The following is a 24,490-nucleotide window of genomic DNA, read 5'->3' as shown; positions in this document are numbered from 1 at the left end:
CTGAGCAGACAATTCCTCCGTCGTCCGCGCCGGTTTCGCTCGACGGTCCGTCCGCGCAGCTGCACGAACAAGGATCTGCTGCATCGCTTGAGACGCCGGAAACAACCTCCGATGGGAACGCCGATCGCACCGCAGCGGATGCTGCCAATACGCGCGAGCCCATCGCTGCAGAGCCCACGCGCAGCCCGGCCGGTCCTCACCCCAACGAAGACACGCTCGAGCGTTTCCAGCTTCTCCTCAGCGCAAGCCGCGTGGATCTTGATCCGGAACCTCTCAAGGTCTTTTGGGCGGCTGTCGAGACCGTGCGAGACCAGGCGCCACTGGAATTGTCAGGTCTATTGACCAGGATGATGCTGATGCGCCTGGTGGAAGATATGTATGCCCATTTCGGTCATTTGCCCGACATATCGATCAGGCCCGGCGATGCGAGGTTCATCGGCAAGGACTTCCTGATGCCCTATGCGCCGATCTTACGCGCAGTGGAAGAGCGCTTTGGCTTCCTTCGTCAAGACAGGATCTTGTTTGCCAGCCTGGATGCGGGGCGAGCCAGTTATCTTCTTGCGGCACTGACACTGACGGTTGGCCGTCCTCCGGCCGATCCATCGAAGCCGACACCCTATTACGAGGTGTCGCTGATCGACGACATCTATCTGGATCTCGTCTTTCCTAAGGATTCCGATATCCAGGCCTATTGCGCGGCGGCGCACCGGCGGGACAGACATCCGCGTTCGAGAACGATCCTTGGCGGTCTGTTTCCGCTGCCTGTTGCGCTGTATTATAGGCTCTACGGATTTGCCGCGATCGCGGCCCTGCCGCTGATTGGGCAGGCGGTCGGCCTGCTGCTCTGGCGCGCGGACCTTGCGCCGGAATTCCATTTAATATTCTTTTGGTTGTATGTCTTTTTCATCRTGCCCACCGGCTTGTTAATCTTTAAGAGAATGCGCGTCGAGGCTGCGGCGCGTAAGATCAGGCGCTTTTCGCAAAAGCATGACCTCGTGACTGTGAAGAAGAAGCTGGCGGTGTGGGGAAAACCGGATTGGCGCTCCATGTGGATCGGTGCCGCGGCGTTGTTGATCGTGCAGCTTCCCACTGCCTATTATTATCATCCTGCCGATGGCGCCCCAAGTTACTATGGGCAGGTTCAAGCTAACCCTGGCTTCCTGAGCCGGGAACGAACAGTAGGTGATCAGCAGGGCACGAGCAACTTGCTGCTTGGTGGTGTCATTCAGGATGCGACTCCCGGCCTTCATTCGCAACATGATCTCCCTGATCTCCATTTTTCGCCTTCCTATTGTGCCGCGACTGGTCTAAGCACGCCTTGCCAGTCGGCCGGGCAGCCGCGCTCCGCAGAAGGTCGAAAGGCCGCGAGGTGAGGAAAGTCCGGGCTCCACGGAAACACGGCGCCGGATAACGTCCGGCGGGGGCGACCCCAGGGAAAGTGCCACAGAAAACAGACCGCCCGGCATGCCGGGTGAGGGTGAAAAGGTGGGGTAAGAGCCCACCGCGGACCTGGCGACAGGGACGGCATGGTAAACCCCGCTGGGAGCAAGACCGAATAGGGATGGCACGTGCGCGCAAGCGCCAGACCCGTTTCCGGGTCCGCTATCCGGGTGGGTTGCGTGAGGCGGCGCGTAAGCGTCGTCCCAGATGAATGGCTGCCACGTTCCGGCGCGAGTCGGAGCCATACAGAACCCGGCTTACAGGCCGACTGGCGATACCCCCCACATTTGCGATTCCGGATGCATTTCCTGCTTCAAGGCGCTGGAAATCCCGCATTTTCTGAACTTCAGGACCTGCTTTATTTAACTTTTCTCAAATTCCAACCGAACTTCTGCAGCCAAAATTAAACTTCCATTAAACTTAACGGCTTATGAATAAACGACCGCGGAATGCCCGCGCGACAGGTCCAATCCCATTGACGCCCATAATGTCCCATGTTATCCCAAAATCGCACTGCAGAAGGGCGCTCTAGAGCCCAGTTCAGATTTGGTGCGGACCGGCCGGTCTACCCGGACGGATCACTCGCGGATGTGGGACGGGACCCTGCATTTGTGAACGATATCAAGTGCATGGCGGCTCCGCTCGGCGGGGTTCGCCGCCTGGGAGCGGCTGTATCGCGTTATGAACCGGTTCCTGTCGAGCGCGACGAACAAGATCGATGCCAAGGGCCGGGTGTCTGTACCCTCCACCTTTCGCAGCGTTCTCAGTTCGGCGGGCATCGAGGAACTGTACTGTTTTCAGGATCTTCACTATCCGGCGATTTGTATCGGCGGTCCGGACCTGCTCGCCCGTTTCGAGAGGCGGCTTCAGGACATGGATCCGTTTGCGCTGGAATGGAACCGGATGTCGCTGCTGGTCCACGGTGGCGGGGTCTTCATGAAGCTCGATTCCGAGGGTCGTCTGATGGTGACCGAGTTCATTCGTTCCTATACGGGGATAGAGAACGAGGTGACCTTCGTCGGTCGAGCAGAATATTTCCAATTGTGGCGCCCGGATGTGTTTTCGGACGCCCAGAAAACGGCGAGAGAGGAACTGAGGAAACGAGGCCCCAGTTCCTGATGATGCGGAGCACAGAGGTTATGGCGGATCGTGGCAGCGAAGCGGACGATGCCACAGGCGGATCGGTACGCCATATACCTGTCATGCTGGCAGAGGTGCTTCGGTATCTCGAACCGGCGGCAGACCGCATCGTTCTCGACGGAACGTTTGGCGCAGGCGGTTATACGGGCGMCATTCTCGATACGGGTGCTGCCGTCATCGCGCTCGACCGTGACCCTTCGGCGATTGCCGCAGGACAGGCCATGGTCGAGCGCTTTGGCGGCAGGCTCGAGCTTCACCAGAGCAATTTCAGCCGGCTCGACCGGTTTGCGCCGGAAGAGGGGCTCGACGGCGTCGTGCTCGATATCGGCGTTTCTTCCATGCAGATCGACGAGGCGGAGCGCGGCTTTTCCTTCCAGAGGAACGGCCCGCTCGACATGCGCATGGCAAGCGCCGGCGTCAGCGCGGCCGACGTGATCAACCGGGCCAAGGTCAACGACCTGATCCGGATTTTCTCATTCCTCGGCGAGGAGCGGCAGGCGCCCCGCATCGCGCATGCGATCGAGCGGCGCCGGCTGGAAAAACTCTTTGACACCACGCGCGATCTTGCCGGCCTGATCGAGACCGTGACACCGCGCAAGATGGCCGACAAGATCCACCCCGCGACCCGCGTCTTCCAGGCTCTGCGCGTGTTCGTCAATGACGAGCTCGGTGAACTGGCTGCGGCCTTGTTTGCGGCGGAGCGGGCATTGAAGCCCGGCGGACGGCTGGTGGTCGTCACCTTCCATTCGCTCGAAGACCGCATCGTCAAGCGCTACTTCGCCGATCGCGCCGGCAAGGCGTCCGGATCGCGTCACCTGCCGGAAGTCGCGCAGGCGCCGGAGATTTTCAAGCTTCCGACCAAGCAGGCGGTGCTGGCCAGCGACGAGGAGGCGGAGGTCAATCCTCGCGCCCGTTCCGCCAAGCTGCGCGTCGGCATTCGCACTGAAGCCAAGGCAGGCAAGGCTGATGTTTCGATCTTCGACCTGCCGAAGCTGACCGATATTGAAAAGATGAGGCCCTGACATGCTGCGCACCCTGGACGTCATCCTGATCGTGATCATGACGGCAGTGGCCGCCGTGACCTATTCGATCAAGCACCGCGCCGAGGAGAAGCTTGCCGAGGTCAGGAAGATCGAGGCGGATATCCAGCTCGAAAAGGACACGATCGCGCTGCTCAAGGCCGACTGGTCGCTGCTCACCCAACCGCACCGGCTGCAGACCCTGGTCACCGATTTCCAGACACAGCTGCCGCTGCTTCCCACCGAATCGACCCAGCTGGTGCAGCCACAGGAACTGCCGATGCTACGCTCGCAACTGCCGGTCTTCGATCCGGCCGACACCGACAAGGACGGCAAGGTGACCGACAAGGAAGCCCGTGCCTATGCGCAGAAACTGCTCGGCGAGAGCACTGACACAATCAAGACAGGATCGGTGAACGACTGATGTCCTTCCTCTCCCGCATCATGGTTCTGAAGAGCAAGGCCCATTTCAACACCGGGTCGCGCAGCCTGCCGAACTCGACCGGCGTCAATTTCCAGGGCACCCGCAAGGCTTCGGGTGGTCAGGCGCGCAGCCGCATTGCCATCATGATCGGCTGCTTCAGCATAGTCTATGCGATCATTGGCGGTCGGCTGGTGGAATATGGGCTGACGCCGCCGGATACCGTGGCGTCGATCGCTCCGTCCGACGCCACGGTCGCCTCTCGCCCGGATATCCTCGACCGTAACGGCGAGATTCTGGCAACCGACGTCAATACCGTTTCGCTGTTCTGCGAGCCCAACAAGATCGTCGATCCGGATGAAGCGGTTGAATTGCTGACCTCGGTGCTGCCCAATCTCGACACCAAGGGCACCTACAAGAAGCTGACCTCGAAGTCGCATTTCCAGTGGCTCGACCGGCAGCTGACGCCGAAACAGCAGAGCGAAATCCTGCAGCTCGGCATACCCGGCATCGGCTTCCGTCCCGCCAAGCGGCGCTTCTACCCGGCTGGTGAGACGGCAGCGCATCTCGTCGGCTATGTCGATATCGACAATCGCGGCGTTGCCGGCATGGAGAAATATCTCGACATGCAGGGCCTTGCCGACCTGCGCGCCACGGGCCTTGCGACGAACACGCCGCTCGAGCCGGTCAAGCTCTCCATCGATTTGCGCGTGCAGAACATCCTGCACGAGGAAATCGTCAACGGCATGCAGAAATTCAATTCGGTCGCCGCCGGCGCGGTGGTGCTCGATATCCATACCGGCGAAATCATCGCCATGGCCTCCGTGCCGGATTTCGACCCCAACAATCCGGGCGAGACGATCAAGCGCGAGACCAAGAGCGACATGAACCGCATGTCGGGCGGCCTGTTCGAGATGGGTTCGACCTTCAAAGCCTTCACCATCGCCATGGCGCTGGATGACGGCAAGATGAACATGAACAGCACGTTCGACGCGCGCAAACCGCTCTATATCGGCGGCTTCACCATCCACGACTTCCATGCGACGCATGCCATCCTGTCGGTCTCCGACGTGTTCATCCACTCCTCCAATATCGGTGCCGCGCGGATGGCCGATTCCGTCGGTCTCGAAGGGCATAAGGAATTTTTGACGCGGCTCGGTCTGCTGTCGAAGATGAAGACCGAATTGCCCGAGGTCGCGACACCCTCCCAGCCGAAAGTGTGGAAAAAGATCAATTCGCTGACCATCGCCTTCGGTCACGGCGTGGCCACCACGCCGCTGCAGACGGCGGTGGCGGGTGCGGCGCTGATGAACGGCGGCTACCTGATCGAGCCGACCTTCCTGCCGCGCACGGCTGACGAGGCGATGGAGAATGCCGAACTGGTGATCAAGCCGAGCACGGTCAGCAACATGCGCTTCCTCTTCCGCGACAATGTCGCCAATCCGCTGGGGTCCGGCAAGCGGGCCGAGGTGCCGGGCTTCTGGGTCGGCGGCAAGACCGGCACCGCCGAGAAGGTGCGGCACGGCCGCTATGCCAGTGACGTGCGCTTCAATGCCTTCCTTGGCTCCTTCCCGATCAATGATCCGAAATATATCGTACTGGCCTTCGCCGATGAGCCGAAGCAGGCGCTGGAACGCTGCGGCATCACCGCCGGCTGCAATGCGGCGCCGATCGTCGGCGCGATCATTCGGCGGGCAGCGCCGCTGCTCGGCGTCAAGCCACGGTTCGGCAAGGACGGAAGTGCCTTGCTTGTGTCTTATTGACAGTCAAGAACGAGTCGTAAGATTCGACTGACAACGAGGGGACATGATGAAGCTCAGGGACTTGGTCACGGATGACGTGCTGGAGCGGCCGTTGGACGGCATTGCCGGTGATATCGATGTCACCGGCATAACCTCCGACAGCCGCAAGGTGGAAAAAGGCGACCTGTTCGTCGCGCTTGCCGGCACGAAAACCGATGGCGCCCGCTTCATTGAGGATGCCAAGGCAAAAGGCGCTGCGGCGGTGATCGCAGGTGCGGCCGGCCATCCCGGTGCCATCGCCTCGACCGATCCGCGGCGGGCGCTCGCACTTGCCGCCGCCGCCTTCTATGGTGCGCAGCCGGCGACCGTGGCGGCGGTCACCGGCACGGCGGGCAAGACCTCCATCGCATCTTTCACACGGCAGATCTGGGCGCATGCGGGACTGGCCGCCGCACAGATCGGCACGACCGGCGTCATCGGTCCGAACCGCAACGACTACGGCTCCCTGACCACGCCCGATCCGGTGACGCTGCACAAATTGCTGGCCGAACTTGCCCATGAGGGCGTCACCCATGCGGCAATGGAAGCGTCCAGCCACGGGCTCGACCAGCGCCGGCTCGATGGCGTGCGTCTGTCTGCCGCGGCCTTCACCAATCTCGGCCGCGATCATCTCGATTATCACCCGACGATGGAGGAATATTTCCAGGCCAAGATGCGGCTTTTCGATACGCTGATGCCGAAGGGGGCGCCGGCGGTGATCAATGCCGATGACGAATGGTCGGATAGGGCGGCAACGGCGGCGCGCGTTGCCGGTCTCGATGTCCGCACCGTCGGCCGCAAGGGTGATTGGCTGGCGCTCAAGCGGGTCGAACATTTCCGCGACAAGCAGGTCGCGGAAATCCATTTTGACGGTGAGATTTTCGAGGTGCATCTGCCGCTGGCCGGCGATTTCCAGATCGCCAATGCCATCGTTGCGGCAGGGCTGGCGATCTCGACGGGAGTCCAGGCCGATAAGGCCTTTGCCGCGCTCAACACGCTTCGCGGTGCGCCTGGCCGGCTCGAATTGGCTGGCCAGACCCGGGAAGGGGCGCTTTGCTATGTCGATTATGCCCATAAGCCCGAAGCGCTGGAGAATGTGCTGACTTCGGTCCGGCCATTTACCACCGGCCGCGTTGTCGTGGTGTTCGGCTGCGGTGGCGACCGCGACAAGGGCAAACGGCCGATCATGGGCGAGATTGCCACGCGGCTCGCCGATATCGCCATCGTCACCGACGACAATCCGCGCACGGAAGTATCGGCGACGATCCGCGCCGAGATCATGGCCGCTGCCCCCGGCGCGACCGAGATCGGCGATCGGCATGAGGCGATCCGCCAAGCGGTAAATATGCTCAAATCCGGCGATACGCTGATCGTCGCCGGCAAGGGGCACGAAGAGGGGCAGATCGTGGGCGCGACCGTGCTGCCTTTCTCCGATCATGAGGAAATCCGCAAGGCATTGGGGGGCTGAGCGATGGCGTTTCTCTGGGAAACCGCAGAGATGATCGAGGCGATGCACGGCAGGCCGTTGGGCCATATGCCGCTGACCGTTTCGGGCATCAGTATCGACAGCCGGCAGATCGCGCCGAATGAGGCTTTCTTCGCCATCAGGGGCGACCGCGTCGACGGCCATGACTATGCAAATATCGCTGCCGCCAATGGCGCTGCGGTGCTGGTGGTCAGTGAAGCCAAGCTTCCGGCTCTGGGTAGCAACCCAGCGCCCAAGATCGTCGTGCGCGACACGCTCGAAGCGCTGGAAAAGCTGGGCCGTGCGGCGCGCGACCGGGCGAGGGGGCATATCATCGCCGTCACCGGCTCCGTCGGCAAGACCACGACCAAGGAGATGCTGCGGCAGGTGCTTTCCTCCTGCGGCAAGGTGCATTACTCGCCGGCCTCGTTCAACAATCACTGGGGCGTGCCGCTGACGCTGGCACGGCTGCCTCGCGAGGCCGATTTTGGCGTGTTCGAGATCGGCATGAATCATCCGGACGAGATCCGGCCGCTGGTGAAAATGGTGCGCCCGCATGTGGCGATCATCACCACCATTGCGGCCGCTCATCTCGGCAACTTCTCCGGCCTCGAGGAGATTGCCCGGGCCAAGGCGGAGATTTTCGAAGGCATCGTGCCGGGCGGGCATGTGCTCATCAACCGCGACAACAGCCAGTATGACCTGCTCAGGCAGATCGCGACCCAGGTTGGGGTGGCGCATATCGCATCCTTCGGCATCCATCCGGAGGCGGATTTCCGCCTGCTGGATTACACGCAGGATGGGGAAAGCGCGATCTTCTCCGCAGCCATCGGCGACCGCGAGGTGGATGTTACAATCAATGCGCCCGGCCGGCATATTGCCGAAAATGCCGTCGCCGTGCTTGCCGCCGCCTATCTGACGGGCGCCGACATGGTCCGCGTGATTGCTGCCTTTGCCGATGTCAGCGCCGCCAAGGGGCGCGGCCAGCGCGTTCATCTCTCGCTACCGGGAGGCAAGGYCACGCTCATCGACGAGAGCTATAACGCCAACCCGGCCTCGATGCGTGCGGCGATCGATCTTCTCGCGGCTTCCGACACCGATATGGGTGGCCGGCGCATCGCCATTCTCGGCGACATGCTGGAAATGGGGGAATTCTCGGCCGATGTGCATCGGGAACTGGCCGAGCCGCTTCAGAAATCCGGAATCAATGATATATGGCTCGCCGGGCCTGACATGGCCTATTTGCGTGATGTGCTGGGAGAGGATAAGGACGTCGTTTACCGTGGCGATGCCGACGAACTCAGCGCCTATGTCGTCGAGAATATACGCCCGGGCGATGTGCTGATGGTCAAGTCGTCTAAGGGTACCGGGTTTGGACGCATTGTAGCGGCGCTGACGGCGAAGTTCGCGCCGGTTGCGTCGCCGGAATAATCGAGAGGAAAGTGTCGAGATGTTGCTTTGGCTGGTGGAGTTGTCCAATCATCTCCAGATTTTCAACCTGTTCCGGTACATCACCTTCAGGGCAGGGGCGGCACTCTTCACGTCTGCACTTCTCGTCTTCTTCTTCGGGCCGATGATCATCGATTCGCTGCGCATTCGGCAGGGCAAGGGCCAGCCGATCCGGGCCGATGGTCCGCAGACGCATTTCAAGAAGGCCGGCACGCCAACCATGGGCGGGCTGATGATCCTGGCTTCGGTCGTTGCCTCATCGCTGCTTTGGGCAGATCTTGGCAATGTCTATGTCGTGTCCTGCCTGCTGGTCATGCTTGGTTTCGGCCTGATCGGCTTCTATGACGACTATCTCAAGGTGACGAAGCAAAGCACGGCCGGCTTTTCCGGCCGCATGCGGCTTTTGGCCGAATTCGTCATCGCGGGCATTGCCACATTCTTCATGATGAAGGCGACCGTGCCGATGGGGCTGGAGAATGTTCATATGAACACGTCTGTGGCCTTCCCGTTCTTCAAGGACCTGCTGCTGAACCTCGGCTATTTCTTCATCGTCTTCGGCGGCTTCGTCATCGTTGCGGCCGGCAATGCGGTGAATTTCACCGATGGTCTCGATGGTCTCGCCATCGTGCCCGTCATGATCGCTTCCGCCTCCTTCGGCGTCATCGCCTATCTCGCCGGCAATGCGGTATTCGCCAACTATCTGCAGATCAATTTCGTGCCGGGCACCGGTGAATTGACCGTGGTCGTGTCGACCGTTGTCGGGGCAGGGCTGGGCTTCCTCTGGTTCAATGCCCCGCCGGCAGCGATTTTCATGGGCGATACCGGTTCGCTTTCCCTCGGTGGCCTGATCGGTTCGGTGGCTGTTGCCACCAAGCATGAGATCGTCATGGCGATCATCGGCGGCGTGTTCGTCATGGAGACGCTGTCGGTCATCATTCAGGTGGCGAGCTTCAAGATGACGGGCAAGCGCGTCTTCCTGATGGCGCCGATCCATCATCATTTCGAGAAGAAGGGGTGGACGGAGAGCCAGGTGGTGATCCGCTTCTGGATCATCGCCGTGATCCTGGCGCTGGTCGGCCTCGCTACCCTCAAGCTCAGGTGATCCCGAATGATTGCGATCACCACGCTTAGGGACAGGAAAGTCGCGTTGTTCGGCCTCGGCGGCTCCGGTCTTGCCACGGCGGAGGCGCTTGCAGCTGGCGGCGCGATCGTCACGGCCTGGGATGACAATCCGGACTCGGTCGAAAAGGCAAGCTCCAAGGGGTTAGGCACGGGGGATCTGCGGCAGGCGGACTGGTCGCAATTTGCCGCTTTCGTGCTGTCGCCGGGCGTGCCGCTGACCCATCCCAAGCCGCATTGGACCGTGGACCTGGCGCATGCCGCCGGTGTCGATATCATCGGCGATGTCGAGCTCTTTGTCCGCGAGCGGCGTGCGCATGCGCCGGCTTGCCCGTTCATCGCCATTACCGGCACCAATGGCAAGTCGACCACGACGGCGCTGATTGCCCATATATTAAAGTCGTCCGGCCGCGACACGCAGCTCGGCGGCAATATCGGCACGGCGGTGCTGACGCTCGATCCGCCGGCGGCGAACCGCTATTATGTCGTCGAATGCTCGTCCTACCAGATCGATCTGGCGCCGACGATCAATCCGTCTGCCGGTATCCTGCTCAACCTGACGCCCGACCATCTCGACCGGCATGGCACGATGCAACACTATGCCGACGTCAAGGAGCGGCTGGTTGCCGGCTCCGAGACGGCCATCATCGGCGATGACGATAGCTATTGCAGCCTGATTGCCGATCGGGTCGAACGGGCCGGGGTACGGACGGTGAGGATTTCCCGCCGGCATCCGGTGACGAACGGCCTTTATGCCGATGGCCAGAAGATCATGCATGCCACGGACGGCAAGGCGCGGCTGGTCGCCGATCTCGACGGCATCCAGACGCTGCGCGGCGCGCACAATGCACAGAACGCAGCCGCCGCCATCGGCGCCTGCCTGGCTGTCGGCGTCAGTGAAGATGACATCCGCGCCGGCCTCAAGAGTTTCCCGGGTCTCAAGCACCGCATGCAGCCGGTGGCGCGGCGTGGCAGCGTGGTGTTCGTCAACGATTCCAAGGCGACGAATGCGGATGCGGCAGCACCGGCGCTCTCAAGCTACGAGCACATTTACTGGATCGCCGGCGGCCTGCCCAAGGAAGGTGGGATTACCAGCCTGAAGCCGCTCTATGGCCGCATTGCCAAGGCCTATCTGATCGGCGAGGCCGCACCGCAATTTGCCGCCACGCTCGGCACCGATGTCGCTTACGAAATCTCCGGCACGCTAGAGCGGGCGGTGGCGCATGCTGCACAGGATGCCGAGAAGGACGAGGCAGGCGCGGTCGTGATGCTGTCGCCGGCCTGCGCCAGTTTCGACCAGTTCAAGAATTTCGAAGTCCGTGGCGACCATTTCGTCGATCTCGTCCGTGGGCTCGACGGTGTTTCGATGCTGATCTGACCCACAAGCCTGGGTCCGGTTTATAAGCATATGCTCAAGTACAGCGTGGTTAATGAGATATTAAGTGATTTCTCTGCATTGTCGCGGGGATATTCGCCTTTCTTGGCGTGAATGAGAAGGATGACGGGGATGGTAAGCAGGGCGGAAAGAGGGCCTCTGGCTGAATGGTTCTGGACGATCGACCGGTTCTTCCTCGCCGTCTTCATCCTGCTGCTCGGCATCGGCTTCATGCTCTCCTTCGCTGCGTCGCCGGCCGTCGCCGAGCGCATCGGGCTTGAGCCGTTCCATTTCGTCGAGCGGCACGCCATGTTCATGCTGCCGTCGCTGGGCGTGATGTTCGGCCTGTCCTTCCTGTCGCCGCGCCAGGTGCGCCGCACGGCCATGATCATGTTCGTGATCATGGTGCTGATGATGGTGGCGGTGCTGTTCATCGGCATGGAGGTCAAGGGTTCGCGGCGCTGGATCACGATCTCTGTCCTGTCAATCCAGCCTTCCGAATTCATGAAGCCCTGCTTCGTCGTCGTCTGCGCCTGGCTGTTCGCCGAACATCAGCGGCAGCCGGAAATTCCAGGCAATCTGTTCGCGCTGCTCATTTTCGTCATTGTTGCGGCGCTCCTGGTCGCCGAGCCGGATCTCGGCCAGACCATGCTGACGACTGGCGTCTGGGGTTCGATGTTCTTCATGGCCGGCATGCCCTGGCTCTGGATCATCGTCATGGCCGCTGGCGCCGGCGGCCTCCTGTTCTTCGCCTATGTCGTCTTCCCGCACGTGGCGGGTCGAATAAACCAGTTCATGACCGGCGAGGGCAATACGTTCCAGGTCGACACCGCCCATGATGCGATCACGCGCGGCCATTGGCTGGGCACGGGACCAGGCGAAGGCATYGTCAAGCGCATCCTGCCCGACAGCCATACCGACTTCGTCTTTTCCGTCGCCGCCGAGGAATTCGGCATCATCTTCTGTATGGCGCTGGTGGGGCTCTATCTCTTCATCGTCATGCGGGGGCTCGCGCATGCCTTCCGCGACCGCAACGACTTCACCCGCTTTGCCGTGGCCGGCTTGGTGCTGCAGATCGGCTTCCAGTCGATCATCAATATCGGCGTCAATCTGCAGCTGCTGCCGGCAAAAGGCATGACGCTGCCGCTGATTTCCTATGGCGGATCGTCGCAGATTGCCATATGCGTGACGGCCGGTTTCATCCTGGCGCTGACACGCCACAGGCCGGAGAAACGCGCGCAGGAACGCAGCCTTTTCCGTTCCGCGCCCCAGGCTCTGCCGGCCGCGGAGTAAGGTATGGATAAAGGCTTGATCGTGCTGGCAGCCGGCGGAACCGGCGGCCATCTGTTTCCGGCGGAGGCACTGGGCCATGCGCTGAAGGCGCGCGGCTATGCGGTGCATCTGGTCACGGACAGCCGCGCGGAACGCTTTGCCGGAAAGTTTCCGGCCGACGACATTCATGTCGTACCCTCGGCGACCATTGGTTCGAAGAATCCGATTGCGGTGGCCAAGGCGCTCTACAAGCTCTGGCGCGGCATTCGCACGGCGCGTGCGCTGTTCACGCGGCTGAAGCCCAAGGCCGTGGTCGGCTTCGGCGGTTACCCGACCGTGCCACCGCTGCTCGCAGCCTCCGGCATGAACATCCCAACGATGATCCATGAGCAGAATGCCGTCATGGGCCGCGCCAACAAGATGCTCGCCAACAAGGTCAAGGCCATCGCCGGCGGTTTCCTGCCGGAGGGCAGCGGCCGATATGCGGCGAAGACCGTGGTGACCGGCAATCCGGTGCGGCCGGGCGTGATCGCCGCGGCGGAGACCCCTTATCATCCGTCCGAGGCGAATGATCCGTTCAATCTCGTTGTCTTCGGCGGCAGCCAAGGGGCGCAGTTCTTCTCTACCGCCATCCCGTCGGCCGTCTGCATTCTCGGCGAGGACCTGCGCAAGCGGCTCAGCATCGTTCAACAGGCCCGGCCTGAGGACAAGGATGCAGTGACGGCTTCCTATGTAAAGCTTGGCATGCAGGCCGAGGTTTCGCCCTTCTTCGGCGATATGCCGGCGAAGATCGCCAATGCCAATCTGGTGATCTGCCGTTCCGGCGCCTCGACCGTCTCCGAACTCGCCGTCATCGGCCGCCCATCGGTGCTGGTGCCTTACCCTTACGCGCTCGACCATGACCAAGCCGCCAATGCCGCGGCGCTCAAGGCCAAGGGCGGGGCGGAAGTGATCGCACAATCGGCGCTGTCGGCAGAAAAGCTTTCGAAAATCATCGGCGCGGCCATGGCCGAGCCAGAGCGCCTAGCCGGCATCGCCGCTGCTGCCAGGGAAACCGGCAAGCCGCATGCGGCAGAGATCCTCGCCGATCTGGTCGAGGCGGTCGCCAATGGCGAGCCGGTGACAAAATTCAAAGAGGTATCTCGCGTATGAAAATGCCCCAGAGCATCGGGCTCGTTCACTTCATCGGCATCGGCGGCATCGGCATGAGCGGCATTGCCGAAGTGCTGCACAATCTCGGCCACAAGGTGCAGGGCTCCGACCAGGCCGACAGCGCCAATGTGCAGCGCCTGCGCGCCAAGGGCATCGACGTGTCCGTCGGCCACAGGGCGGAGAATCTTGGCGATGCCGAAGTCGTGGTCGTGTCGACGGCGATCCGGAAGAACAATCCTGAACTGGTCGCTGCGCGTGAAAAACTGCTGCCGGTCGTGCGCCGCGCCGAAATGCTGGCTGAACTGATGCGCTTCCGCAATGCGATCGCCATCGGAGGTACGCATGGCAAGACCACGACGACGTCGATGGTCGGCACGTTGCTGGAAGCTGGCGGGCTTGACCCGACCGTGATCAACGGCGGCATCATCAATGCCTATGGCACCAATGCGCGCATGGGCGAGGGTGAGTGGATGGTGGTCGAGGCCGACGAATCGGACGGCACGTTCCTGAAACTGCCCGCCGACGTTGCCGTGGTCACCAATATTGATCCGGAGCATCTCGACCATTACGGCACGTTCGACAATGCCCGTGCCGCCTTCCGGCAGTTCGTCGAGAACGTGCCGTTCTATGGTTTCGGCGTCATGTGCCTCGACCATCCTGAAGTCCAGACGATGGTTTCCAAGATCGAGGACCGTAAGGTCGTCACCTATGGCGAGAACCCGCAGGCCGATGTCCGTTTCAAGAATGTCCGCTATGAAGGCAGCACTTCGGTGTTCGATGTCGAGATCCGCCGCCGCCGGACGGGGCGGGTGATCGAGCTCAATGGGCTGACGCTGCCGATGCCCGGCCGTCACAATGTCTCCAACGCCACCGCTGCCGTCGCTGTCGCAAACCGGCTGGGCATCAGCGAGGAAGCGATCCGGCGTGGTCTGGCCGGTTTTGCCGGCGTCAAGCGCCGCTTCACCTTCACCGGCGAATGGAATGGCGTGAAAGTGTTCGACGATTACGGCCACCATCCGGTCGAGATCAGGGCGGTGCTTCGCGCCGCGCGCGACACCTGCACGGGACGCGTCATCGCTGTTCACCAACCGCATCGCTACAGCCGTGTGGCGAGCCTGTTCGAGGATTTTGCCTCCTGCTTCAACGAGGCTGACACGATCTTTATCGCGCCGATCTATTCGGCGGGCGAGGACGCGATCCCCGGGGTGACGGCGGAAGAACTCGTCTCGCGCATCAAATCGGCCGGTCATCGCGATGCCCGTTTTCTGCCGACGCCAGAGGCCTTGGCGCCCTATGTTGCGGCCATCGCCCAGCCGGGTGATTTCGTGGTAATGTTGGGGGCTGGAAACATTACGAATTGGGCAGCCGCTCTGCCAAAGGAGCTGGCGGCTTTGGGAAGGAAGGCATGAAGCAGGTTGATGGTGTAAAGCTGCTCGCCCGCCTGGGCGATGCAATGAAGGATGTTCGGGGCCGTCTGACGCCAGATGCGCCGATGGACCGCGTGACCTGGTTTCGCGMCGGCGGACTGGCGGAACTGATGTTTCAGCCGCATGACGTCGACGACCTCGCCGCGTTCCTGAAGGTGTTGCCGGATGATGTGCCGATCACCGTGATCGGCGTCGGCTCCAACCTCCTGGTGCGCGACGGCGGCATCGAGGGTGTCGTGCTTCGACTATCGGCCAAAGGGTTCGGCGATGTCGAGCTCGCTGGTGACAATCGCATCCGCGCCGGTGCCATCTGCCCCGACAAGAACATCGCGGCCATGGCGCTCGACCATGGCATCGGAGGGTTCGCTTTCTACTACGGTATTCCCGGCTCGATCGGCGGCGCCATTACGATGAATGCCGGCGCCAATGGCAGCGAGACCAAGGACCGCATCGTCGGTATCGAGGCTCTCGACCGGCGGGGCAATCGCGTCACGCTGACCAATGCCGACATGCATTATACCTATCGCCATTCGGCGGCGCCCGAAGGACTGATCTTTACCCACGGTATCTTCGAAGGCCATGCGGACGACAAGGCGAAGATCCGCAGTGAAATGGATGCCGTGCGGCATCATCGCGAGACGGTCCAGCCCGTGCGTGAGAAAACCGGCGGCTCGACCTTCAAGAATCCGGAAGGCCATTCGGCCTGGAAGCTGATCGACGAGGCCGGCTGCCGCGGCCTGCAGATCGGCGGTGCGCAAATGTCGCCTCTGCACTGCAATTTCATGATCAATATCGGCCACGCCTCCGGCTACGACCTGGAGAATCTGGGTGAGACAGTGCGCCAGCGGGTCTATGAGCATTCCGGCATCCTGCTCGAATGGGAGATCAAGCGCCTCGGCTTGTTCATGCCCGGCTACGAAGTCAAAGCGTTCACGCCCGGCTGAGCCTCCGCGCCCGGCTGACAAAAAGCCGGGCAACACTAATATTAGGCGTATCTAAGCAACCCGATCTTAAGATGTGGCCAGCAAAATGCTGCGAGCTATCGGGCGGTACAGATGATTTCCTTCCTCAAAAATTGGATCGCGAAGAGGATCGCCTTTGGCGAATTCTCGCGGAGAGGGGACGTCTTTCGGTTCGCCTGCCACAGGACCTTATGGACGACCCTTGCCGCCGTCATCCTAAACTTTGCCGTCTACCAGGCGTTCGGGCGGCTGGGGATTTTCGACGTCGCGCTGCCGCCCAATCCGTGGTCGGACACGATCGTCACCGCATTCGTGGCCGGTCCGATCTCTTTCCTCGCATATTATTTCGTCGGTTCCGCAATTTTCGATCTTGCGGTTTCGCGCAACGAATTCGAGCGCCTGTCACGCATCGATCCGCTGACCGGATTGCTCAACCGCCGTGCCTTCGTAGAGGTGATCGCCACACTGGATGAACCCTATACGCTCGCGGTGTTTGACATCGACCGGTTCAAATCGATCAACGATACGCATGGCCACAAGGCCGGTGACGATGTTCTGGTCGAGGTGTCTCATTTGCTTCGCGGCGCGTTCGGCGCCGAAAACACCGTTTCCCGGCTGGGCGGCGAGGAATTCGGCGTCATCCTGCGCCGGCAAACCAGCGACGAGACGGTGCAGGCAGTGAATCTCTTCCGCGAGGCGATGGCGCTGCACATATTCGAGGCCGATGGTAGGGAAATCACGGTCACGATTTCCGCCGGCGTCTCCGAGGGCAACGGCAAGCTGAGCTATTCGATGCTGTTCACCAAAGCGGACAAGGCCTTGTATGTCGCCAAGGCCATGGGGCGCAACCGGGTCGTCCATGCCGAAGAGATCGCCGCAATCATGCCATCGAATGAAAATGGCGAAGACAAGATTGCCATTTGACGGTGTATTCTTCAGGCCGCGGATGACTATGTCTTCAACTCATATCCGTTCATTAGAATATACGGTTTGGTTACATTGATCCTCTATCGTCGGGCAAGCGGGCTTGCATGACAATGGCCCCATATCGAGAGACTGACCCAGCCGACGCCGCCTGACCGCGGTGCGGCTCCTGCCTGACGAAGGACGGCACTGGATCGGATGAGCATCCCCAAACCCAAGGCAATTGATGGCGAGACCGCGACCTATGGCAGGTCGCGCGCGGACCTCGATTTCTGGCTCGCCTGCGTCGGTGCGCCGTTGGTGGTGCTTGAAAAGCAATCGCTGACGATCCGTGCCGCCAATCGCAATGCCGCCGTGTTCTTCGGCGTCGACGAGGAGAGCCTGTTCCAGTCGCCCATCCAGGCGCTTGTCGGTGACGAGGCCACGAGCCTGCTCGCGCATATCTGGAACACCGCGCCGGAGGGTGTGCCCGGCGAACCTTTCCTCATCCGTGCCCAGGTACATGGGCAGGAGCGGGTGCTCATGGTGCAGGTCACCAAGATTACCGTCGAGGGTGAGGCGCTCAGGCTTTTCACCTTCATGGATGCACCGCCGCAAGGATCGGTCGCGCTTGCCGGCTGGCAGGAGAATGTGATCGCCATGCTCGACTGGTTGCCCTTCGGCTTCGAGATTGCCGGAACCGACGACCAGATCCAGTTTGCCAATTCGAGCTTCCACCAGATGTTCGGCTATTCGCAGGACGAGATCGAAGACATCGACGAGTGGTGGCGGCTCGTCTACCCAGACCCCGACTATCGCCTCCACGCCAAGACCTTATGGGAGACATCTCTCGCAACGGCGCGCGCGGAAAATCGCGAGATGACACCGTTCGACCTCGATGTCACGACCAAGAGCGGGATGGTGCGCACGATCCAGTTCCGCCACCGCACGATCGGCAATTTCAACGTCAACCTCTATCTCGACGTGACCCGCGAGGTTGCCTATGCCCGGGAGCTCAAGGTGCTGGCCGAGACCGATCCGCTGACCGGCGTGATCAACCGGCGGCGCTTCTTCGAGGAGGCGGAAGGTGTTTATCGCCACGCAAGCGACCGGTCTTCGGCCGTGGCAGTGCTGATGCTCGACATCGACCATTTCAAACAGATCAACGATGCGTATGGTCATGGGCTGGGCGATCTGGTGTTGCGCGAATTTACAGATCGCTGTCGTGGTTCGGTTTGCAAGGGCGATCTTTTGGCCCGGATGGGGGGAGAGGAATTCCTCATTCTGCTGACCGGAGCGGATGCCGAGCAGGCGCGCGACATCGGTGAACGCCTCAGGATACAGATCTCGGCGCAGCCATTCTGCTGCAGCGGGATCAGCATCCCGGTCACGGTCAGCATCGGCGGCGCGCTCAGGGCCAGTGGAGCAGAATCAGTCGAGACCACCATATCGCGTGCTGACCGAGCGCTTTATGCCGCCAAGCACGCGGGTCGGGATTGCGTGATCTTCGACACCGACGAGATCCGGCGGCGGATGAATTTTCCCGGTTATACCTAGGCAAATCAAACTTCATGTTCGATCTGCGCCCGTGCTCGAACGTCGCGGGCTCAGAAGCGGGATATTATTCCATTGAAGGAATATATTTCTGTGCCATGGATTGTCGAGTATACGAATGAGTTTGGCGATTGGTATCAGGACCTCGCCGAGATGGTTCAGGATGATATCGACCGAGTTGTTGGCCTCCTGGAGACGAAGAGTCAGCAATTGCCGTTTCGCTTACTCATCGGGGATCGAAAATTCGAGGCATGCGCATATGCGAGAATTGCGGATTCAGCACGCGGGCAGCCCAATAGGGTTTTCTATGCCTTCGATCCGCGTCGCACTGCAATTCCGCTCGTTGCTGGATGCAAGGTTGGCGTCGATCGGTTTTACGAAACGATGATACCGATCGCCGATGCGCTTTATGACGATCATACCGCGCACTTTCCCGATGGCGCGGTCTCGATCAGAAACTTCTCCGAGATCGCTCCTATGCCTGGACAATCAAAATCCTGATCATGCAGTTCCCCACAAAAAATTAACAAAAGTAAACCACTCGTTAACCTTAATCGTTTTTTATGCCCTGAGACGAATCCGTTGCATTAGCAGACGCGCAGGCGCGCCAGTCTCATGCAAGGGCGGATGGCTAGACTGATGATCAAGTCTTGGGGAAGTGTGAATGGATGCGAAGCATGTCGCGGTGTTGTTGGGTGGGTTCTCTTCCGAGCGGCCGGTGAGCCTTTCGTCGGGAAATGCCTGCGCTGGCGCGCTTGAGGCTGAAGGTTATCGAGTGAGTCGGGTGGATGTCGGGCATGACATCGCCACGGTTCTGGCCGACCTCAAGCCGGACGTCGCCTTCAACGCGCTGCATGGGCCGTTCGGCGAGGACGGTACGATCCAGGGCATGCTCGAATATCTCGAAATTCCCTATACGCATTCCGGCGTGCTCGCGTCGGCGCTGGCGATGGACAAGTCTCAAGCCAAGCGCATTGCCAAGACGCATGGCATTCCCGTCGCCGAAGCCAAGGTGATGAGCCGCTTCGATTTCACCTCGGCGCATCCGATGAAGCCGCCCTATGTGGTCAAGCCGGTGCGTGAGGGGTCGAGCTTCGGTGTCGTCATCGTCAAGGAAGACCAGAGCCACCCGCCGCAGGTGATCACCTCGTCGGAATGGAAATACGGCGAGACGGTCATGGTCGAGCGCTATATTGCCGGGCGCGAGCTGACCTGCGGCGTGATGGGTGATGTCGCCCTTGGCGTCACCGAAATCGTGCCGCAAGGCCACAGCTTTTATGATTATGATTCCAAATATGTATCCGGTGGATCAAAACATGTGATTCCGGCACAAATTTCACCGAAAATTTACCAAAAAGTACAAACATTGGCCCTTACGGCGCACAAGGCGATGGGTTGCCGCGGGGTCAGTCGATCCGACTTCCGTTACGACGATCGCTTCTCCGAAGAAGGTGAACTGATCTGGCTGGAAATCAACACCCAGCCCGGCATGACTCCGACCTCGCTGGTGCCCGAAATGGCCCAGCATGCTGGCCATTCCTTTGGTGAGTTTCTTCGATGGATGGTGGAGGACGCGTCGTGTTTGCGTTGAAGTCCTTTAGATCGGCGGGCAAGATGGACTGGCTGGAGCCTGACCCGGCGTCCGGCGGCGAGCGCATGGTGCTGCCGCGGCCGCTTCGGCGTAGCTGGCGTTTCCTGTGCAGCCTTGCGGCGGGTCGTATCGATATCCCGCGGCATGCGGGTACGGTTTCGCTGCTTGCCTTCTATGGACTGACATGCGCCTACGCCTTTTCGATTACCGGCGAATCGGCCGACGTGGCGCAGGCGGTGACGTCGGCGGCAGGCTTTGCGATCAACAATGTCCGGGTCTCGGGCAATGCCCAGACCTCCGAGATCGACATCCTCGAACGGCTCGGCCTCGACGGCACGACGTCGCTGATGGCGCTCGACGTCGCCGAGACGCGCGACAAGCTCAAGACCCTGCCGTGGGTGCTCGATGCCGAGGTGCGCAAGATCTATCCGGATACGATCGACATCAAGCTCAAGGAAAAGACCGCGTTCGGCATCTGGCAGCATGAAGATGCATTGTCGCTCATCCAGAAGGACGGCAGTGTGATCGCACCCCTGCGCGACAACAAATTCGCCTATTTGCCGCTCTTCGTCGGAACGGATGCTGGCTCGGACGCCGGAGAGATCACGGCCGACTTCGACAAATGGCCCGACATCAAGAAGCGCATCAAGGCTTTCGTACGTGTCGCCGGCCGTCGCTGGGATCTGCATCTCGACAACGGCATTGTCGTCAAGCTGCCTGAGGCGAATATGGGGCGGGCGATGGCGGAGCTTTCCCAGCTTGACCATGATCATCAACTGCTCGAGCGCGACGTGCTTGCTGTCGATTTCCGGCTTGACGACCGCACCACCATCCAACTGTCGCCGGAGGCTGCGGCGCGCCGCGCCAAGGCAGTCGAAGCACGGGCCAAGCAACTGAAGAAGGAGGATGCGATATGAGCATTTTCCGCACTCCCAATGGTTCCGCGCCGCGCCTCAAGCCTTTGCCCTCCAAGAAGGCGCATGTCGTCTCGGTGCTCGATATCGGCTCGACCAAGGTGGTCTGCATGATCGGCCGGTTGACGCCGCGCGATCCTTCGGAAGTGCTGCCGGGCCGCACCCACAAGATCGAGATCATCGGCATCGGCCACCAGAAATCGCGTGGCATCAAGTCCGGCGTGATCTCCGATCTCGACGCGCTCGAAAGCGTTATCCGCAATGCCGTCGACACCGCCGAGCGGCAGGCGAAGCTCACCGTCGACAGCCTGATCGTTAATGTCTCGGCGGGTCGTCTGCAGAGCGATGTCTATACCGCCTCGATCGATCTCGGCGGCCAGGAAGTCGACAATGACGATGTCCGTAAGGTTCTCGTCGCCGCCTGCCAGCAGTCGCAGCGCAATGAGCGCGCCGTATTGCATTCGCTGCCGACGGGCTTTTCGCTCGATGGCGAGCGCGGCATCGGCGATCCGGTGTCGATGTATGGCGATACGCTGGGCGTCGACATGCATGTGCTGACGGCCGAACGCATGGCGGTCAAGAATATCGAGCTCTGCGTCAATCGCGCGCATCTTTCCGTCGAGGGCATGGTGGCGACACCTTATGCCTCCGGTCTCGCCGCATTGGTCGACGACGAGCTCGAACTCGGCTGTGCTGCGATCGACATGGGTGGCGGCACGACGACGATCTCGGTCTTCGCCGAGGGCAAGCTCGTGCATGCCGATGCGATCGGTCTGGGCGGGCATCACATCACCACCGACCTGGCGCGCGGTCTTTCCACAAGGATCGAGGACGCGGAGCGAATCAAGGTCGTGCATGGTTCGGCGCTCTCCAACCTCGTCGACGATCGCGAACTGGTTCCGGTGCCGCCGATCAGCGAGGACGATCACGAGCAGCCGGCGCAAATCCCGCGCGGGCTGGTCGGCAAGATCGTGCGCGCCCGCGTCGAGGAGACGCTGGAAATGATTCGCGACCGCATCCGCGCCTCGGGCTTCAGCCCGATCGTCGGAAAGCGCGTCGTCCTGACGGGTGGCGCCAGCCAGCTGCCGGGCCTGCCGGATCTGGCGCGGCAGATTCTTGCCCGCAACGTCCGCATTGGCCGGCCGATGGGCATCAAGGGCCTGCCGCCTGCGGCAAAGGGACCGGCATTCTCCACGGCGGTGGGGCTGTTGATCTACCCGCAGTTCGCGGACATCGAAATCCATGCCGCGGAAGGCATGCTGTCGGCGCTGGCCGGCGGCAATGGCCGGATCGCGCGGGTCGGCCAATGGCTGAAGAGTAGTTTCTAGCGCATGTCTGCCGAAACTGGTCACCGGTTTCGGGAAATGAACATGCGCTAGACAAAGTGCTTAAGAATCGGGGCGGCGTGCTTGGGCGCCCGTCCTGGCAGTGACAACGGATCGGCGGCATGCCCGGCGATCAAGGACTTGAGGCCGGTATGGCGACCGGCCCTGATAGAGGAAAGGCGGTTACCATGACCATCAAATTGCAGAAGCCGGATATTACCGAGCTGAAGCCTCGCATCACCGTGTTCGGTGTCGGCGGCGGCGGCGGCAACGCCGTCAACAACATGATCAGCGCTGGCCTGCAAGGCGTCGACTTCGTCGTCGCCAATACGGACGCGCAGGCACTGGCGATGACACGCGCCGAACGCATCATCCAGATGGGCGTGCAGGTGACCGAAGGTCTCGGCGCCGGCTCGCAGCCGGAAGTCGGCCGTGCGGCCGCCGAGGAATGCCTCGACGAGATCATCGATCATCTCTCTGGCACGCATATGTGCTTCGTCACCGCGGGCATGGGCGGCGGCACCGGCACCGGTGCGGCGCCGGTCGTGGCGCAGGCGGCCCGTTCCAAGGGCATCCTGACGGTAGGCGTCGTCACCAAGCCGTTCCATTTCGAAGGCCAGCGCCGCATGCGCATTGCCGACAACGGCATTTCCGAATTGCAGAAGTCGGTCGATACCCTGATCGTCATCCCGAATCAGAACCTCTTCCGGATCGCCAACGACAAGACGACCTTCGCCGATGCCTTCGCCATGGCTGACCAGGTCCTCTATTCGGGCGTTGCCTGCATCACCGATCTCATGGTCAAGGAAGGCCTGATCAATCTCGACTTCGCCGACGTCCGCTCGATCATGCGGGAAATGGGTCGTGCGATGATGGGTACCGGCGAATCATCCGGCGAGGGCCGTGCTCTGGCCGCTGCGGAAGCGGCGATCGCCAACCCGCTGCTCGACGAGACCTCGATGAAGGGCTCGCAAGGCCTGCTGATCTCGATCACCGGCGGTCGCGACATGACCCTCTTCGAAGTCGACGAGGCTGCGACCCGTATCCGCGAAGAAGTCGATGCAGACGCCAATATCATCCTCGGCGCCACATTCGACGAAGCATTGGAAGGCATCATCCGCGTCTCTGTCGTCGCGACCGGTATCGATCGCGCGGCAGGAGCGGCTGATCCGCGCCCTTTTGAGGTAAGGCCGGTTGCACGGCCGGTTGCCCGTCCCCAGGTGCAGGCTCAGCAGCCGGTCGCCGCGGCACCTGCCGCCGTGATCACGCCGCAGCCGGTGGCGCCGCAGCCTGTGCTGCAGCAGCCGGCCTATCAGCCTGATCCGATTGCGGAGCAGATTCGCGCCGCCGAGATGGACATGGAGCGCGAGCTCGAAATTGCTGTCGCCCAGCCGCTGATGAACGAGTTGCAGGCACCGACACAGGAAAGCTTCCGTCCGCAGAGCCGTCTGTTCACGTCGCCCGCCGTCGAACCTGCCCCGCAGCCGGTCGCGCCGGTAATGCAGCCGGTGATGCACCAGCCGCCGATGCAGACGCATGTCGAGCCGCAGATGCAGCCGCGCATGGCTGTGCCCCAGTCTGAGCCGGCGCCGGTTTACGCACAGCCGCAGCCGCGCGTCGAACCGTCGCTGATGGCGCAGGTGCGTGCCGAGGCTGAAACGTCCCGCATGCCGAAGGTCGAGGACTTCCCGCCCGTGGTGAAGGCCGAGATCGAACATCGCGCCGGTGTTGCGCCCACGACTCACACCGAGGAACGTGGCCCGATGGGCCTCTTGAAGCGCCTGACCTCATCGCTCGGCCGCAGGGAAGACGAAGTGCCGGCTGCCGAAGCACAGGCCGCCGCCGCCCAGGCCCGTCGTACCCTGTCGCCCGAAGCGAGCCTCTACGCACCGCGCCGCGGCAATCTCGACGACCAGGGCAGGGTGGTTCCGACCGCGCAGCGCGGTCAGGAAAACGAGGAATTCGATATCCCCGCCTTCCTGCGCCGCCAGACAAACTGAGGCGTTTGCCCCACACTTCTCAAGGATTCGAAAGGCCCGGAATTTCCGGGCCTTTTCAGTTGTGCGCCCAGCATGGGCGCATTCTTGTGGGTGGAAGTCCCACCGTAAGCTGGTCATGGCGAGCGAAGAGAAGCGCAACTGCGGAAGGGCGACTGACCGTGGGGAGGAAGCGTGGATCGAA

General features: G+C 61.5%; 20 protein-coding genes and 1 other RNA gene. 20 read left to right on the top strand and 1 reads right to left on the bottom strand.

The features are described 5' to 3' along the window. Positions 1-923: 923 nt before the first annotated feature. Positions 924-1,277 carry a hypothetical protein gene (locus AC1D06_RS30950; RefSeq protein ID WP_477989762.1) on the bottom strand — a complete coding sequence of 118 codons (354 nt, stop codon included), beginning with the start codon at positions 1,275-1,277 and terminating at the stop codon, positions 924-926. Between the two features lie 44 nt (positions 1,278-1,321). Between AC1D06_RS30950 and rnpB the strand changes: the two genes are divergently transcribed. The 20 genes from rnpB to ftsZ all read left to right on the top strand — a co-directional run bounded on the left by rnpB (position 1,322) and on the right by ftsZ (position 24,309). Beyond that, an RNA gene (gene rnpB / locus AC1D06_RS30945) (RNase P RNA component class A) lies at positions 1,322-1,716 on the top strand. Positions 1,717-2,121: 405 nt separating this feature from the next. Beyond that, positions 2,122-2,559, top strand: coding sequence for a division/cell wall cluster transcriptional repressor MraZ (gene mraZ, locus AC1D06_RS30940; protein ID WP_477989761.1), 438 nt, complete (start codon positions 2,122-2,124; stop codon positions 2,557-2,559). A gap of 20 nt (positions 2,560-2,579) precedes the next feature. Beyond that, positions 2,580-3,602, top strand: coding sequence for a 16S rRNA (cytosine(1402)-N(4))-methyltransferase RsmH (gene rsmH, locus AC1D06_RS30935; protein ID WP_477989760.1), 1,023 nt, complete (start codon positions 2,580-2,582; stop codon positions 3,600-3,602). A 1-nt stretch (position 3,603) separates the two neighbouring features. After that, on the top strand, positions 3,604-4,023 hold the full coding sequence (gene ftsL, locus AC1D06_RS30930) for a cell division protein FtsL (RefSeq protein ID WP_477877877.1): 420 nt from the start codon (positions 3,604-3,606) through the stop codon (positions 4,021-4,023). Then, on the top strand, positions 4,023-5,783 hold the full coding sequence (locus AC1D06_RS30925) for a peptidoglycan D,D-transpeptidase FtsI family protein (protein WP_477989759.1): 1,761 nt from the start codon (positions 4,023-4,025) through the stop codon (positions 5,781-5,783). The genes ftsL and AC1D06_RS30925 overlap by 1 nt, the downstream gene beginning before the upstream one ends. Positions 5,784-5,829: 46 nt before the next feature. Beyond that, positions 5,830-7,269 (top strand): UDP-N-acetylmuramoyl-L-alanyl-D-glutamate--2,6-diaminopimelate ligase, encoded by a 1,440-nt coding sequence (locus AC1D06_RS30920; RefSeq protein WP_477989773.1) that lies wholly within the window; start codon positions 5,830-5,832, stop codon positions 7,267-7,269. Positions 7,270-7,272: 3 nt separating this feature from the next. Beyond that, on the top strand, positions 7,273-8,697 hold the full coding sequence (locus AC1D06_RS30915; RefSeq protein ID WP_477989758.1) for a UDP-N-acetylmuramoylalanyl-D-glutamyl-2,6-diaminopimelate--D-alanyl-D-alanine ligase: 1,425 nt from the start codon (positions 7,273-7,275) through the stop codon (positions 8,695-8,697). 19 nt (positions 8,698-8,716) lie between these two features. After that, positions 8,717-9,817 carry a phospho-N-acetylmuramoyl-pentapeptide-transferase gene (gene mraY, locus AC1D06_RS30910; RefSeq protein ID WP_477877874.1) on the top strand — a complete coding sequence of 367 codons (1,101 nt, stop codon included), beginning with the start codon at positions 8,717-8,719 and terminating at the stop codon, positions 9,815-9,817. Between the two features lie 6 nt (positions 9,818-9,823). Next, complete coding sequence (gene murD / locus AC1D06_RS30905) at positions 9,824-11,212, top strand: UDP-N-acetylmuramoyl-L-alanine--D-glutamate ligase (protein WP_477989757.1); 1,389 nt, start codon at positions 9,824-9,826, stop codon at positions 11,210-11,212. Positions 11,213-11,341: 129 nt separating this feature from the next. Further along, positions 11,342-12,502 carry a putative lipid II flippase FtsW gene (gene ftsW / locus AC1D06_RS30900; RefSeq protein ID WP_477877872.1) on the top strand — a complete coding sequence of 387 codons (1,161 nt, stop codon included), beginning with the start codon at positions 11,342-11,344 and terminating at the stop codon, positions 12,500-12,502. A 3-nt stretch (positions 12,503-12,505) separates the two neighbouring features. Continuing rightward, positions 12,506-13,633, top strand: coding sequence for an undecaprenyldiphospho-muramoylpentapeptide beta-N-acetylglucosaminyltransferase (murG, locus tag AC1D06_RS30895; protein WP_477877871.1), 1,128 nt, complete (start codon positions 12,506-12,508; stop codon positions 13,631-13,633). Continuing rightward, positions 13,630-15,042: a UDP-N-acetylmuramate--L-alanine ligase gene (murC, locus tag AC1D06_RS30890; RefSeq protein WP_477877870.1), complete on the top strand. Its 1,413-nt coding sequence runs from the start codon at positions 13,630-13,632 to the stop codon at positions 15,040-15,042. Before murG ends, murC begins: the two co-directional genes overlap by 4 nt. After that, entirely contained in the window at positions 15,039-16,004 is a 966-nt protein-coding gene (gene murB, locus AC1D06_RS30885; protein WP_477989756.1) for a UDP-N-acetylmuramate dehydrogenase, read from the top strand. The genes murC and murB overlap by 4 nt, the downstream gene beginning before the upstream one ends. 111 nt (positions 16,005-16,115) lie before the next feature. Then, positions 16,116-16,946, top strand: coding sequence for a GGDEF domain-containing protein (locus AC1D06_RS30880; protein WP_477989755.1), 831 nt, complete (start codon positions 16,116-16,118; stop codon positions 16,944-16,946). 198 nt (positions 16,947-17,144) lie between these two features. After that, complete coding sequence (locus AC1D06_RS30875; protein WP_477989754.1) at positions 17,145-18,482, top strand: GGDEF domain-containing protein; 1,338 nt, start codon at positions 17,145-17,147, stop codon at positions 18,480-18,482. Positions 18,483-18,554: 72 nt separating this feature from the next. Further along, positions 18,555-18,980, top strand: coding sequence for a type II toxin-antitoxin system RelE/ParE family toxin (locus AC1D06_RS30870; RefSeq protein ID WP_477989753.1), 426 nt, complete (start codon positions 18,555-18,557; stop codon positions 18,978-18,980). Between the two features lie 163 nt (positions 18,981-19,143). After that, positions 19,144-20,070, top strand: coding sequence for a D-alanine--D-alanine ligase (locus tag AC1D06_RS30865; RefSeq protein WP_477989752.1), 927 nt, complete (start codon positions 19,144-19,146; stop codon positions 20,068-20,070). Next, a complete protein-coding gene (locus AC1D06_RS30860; RefSeq protein WP_477989751.1) occupies positions 20,058-20,987 on the top strand; it encodes a cell division protein FtsQ/DivIB in 930 nt (309 codons plus the stop codon). The genes AC1D06_RS30865 and AC1D06_RS30860 overlap by 13 nt, the downstream gene beginning before the upstream one ends. Beyond that, positions 20,984-22,312 (top strand): cell division protein FtsA, encoded by a 1,329-nt coding sequence (ftsA, locus tag AC1D06_RS30855; protein WP_477989750.1) that lies wholly within the window; start codon positions 20,984-20,986, stop codon positions 22,310-22,312. Before AC1D06_RS30860 ends, ftsA begins: the two co-directional genes overlap by 4 nt. 185 nt (positions 22,313-22,497) lie before the next feature. Beyond that, positions 22,498-24,309, top strand: a complete 1,812-nt coding sequence (gene ftsZ / locus AC1D06_RS30850; RefSeq protein WP_477989749.1) for a cell division protein FtsZ — start codon at positions 22,498-22,500, stop codon at positions 24,307-24,309. Positions 24,310-24,490: the final 181 nt, after the last annotated feature.

The organism is Rhizobium sp. P2_G2 (assembly GCF_056403555.1).
Note: the sequence above shows the minus strand (reverse complement) of the source record. Positions and strands in the feature narration are given on the sequence as shown.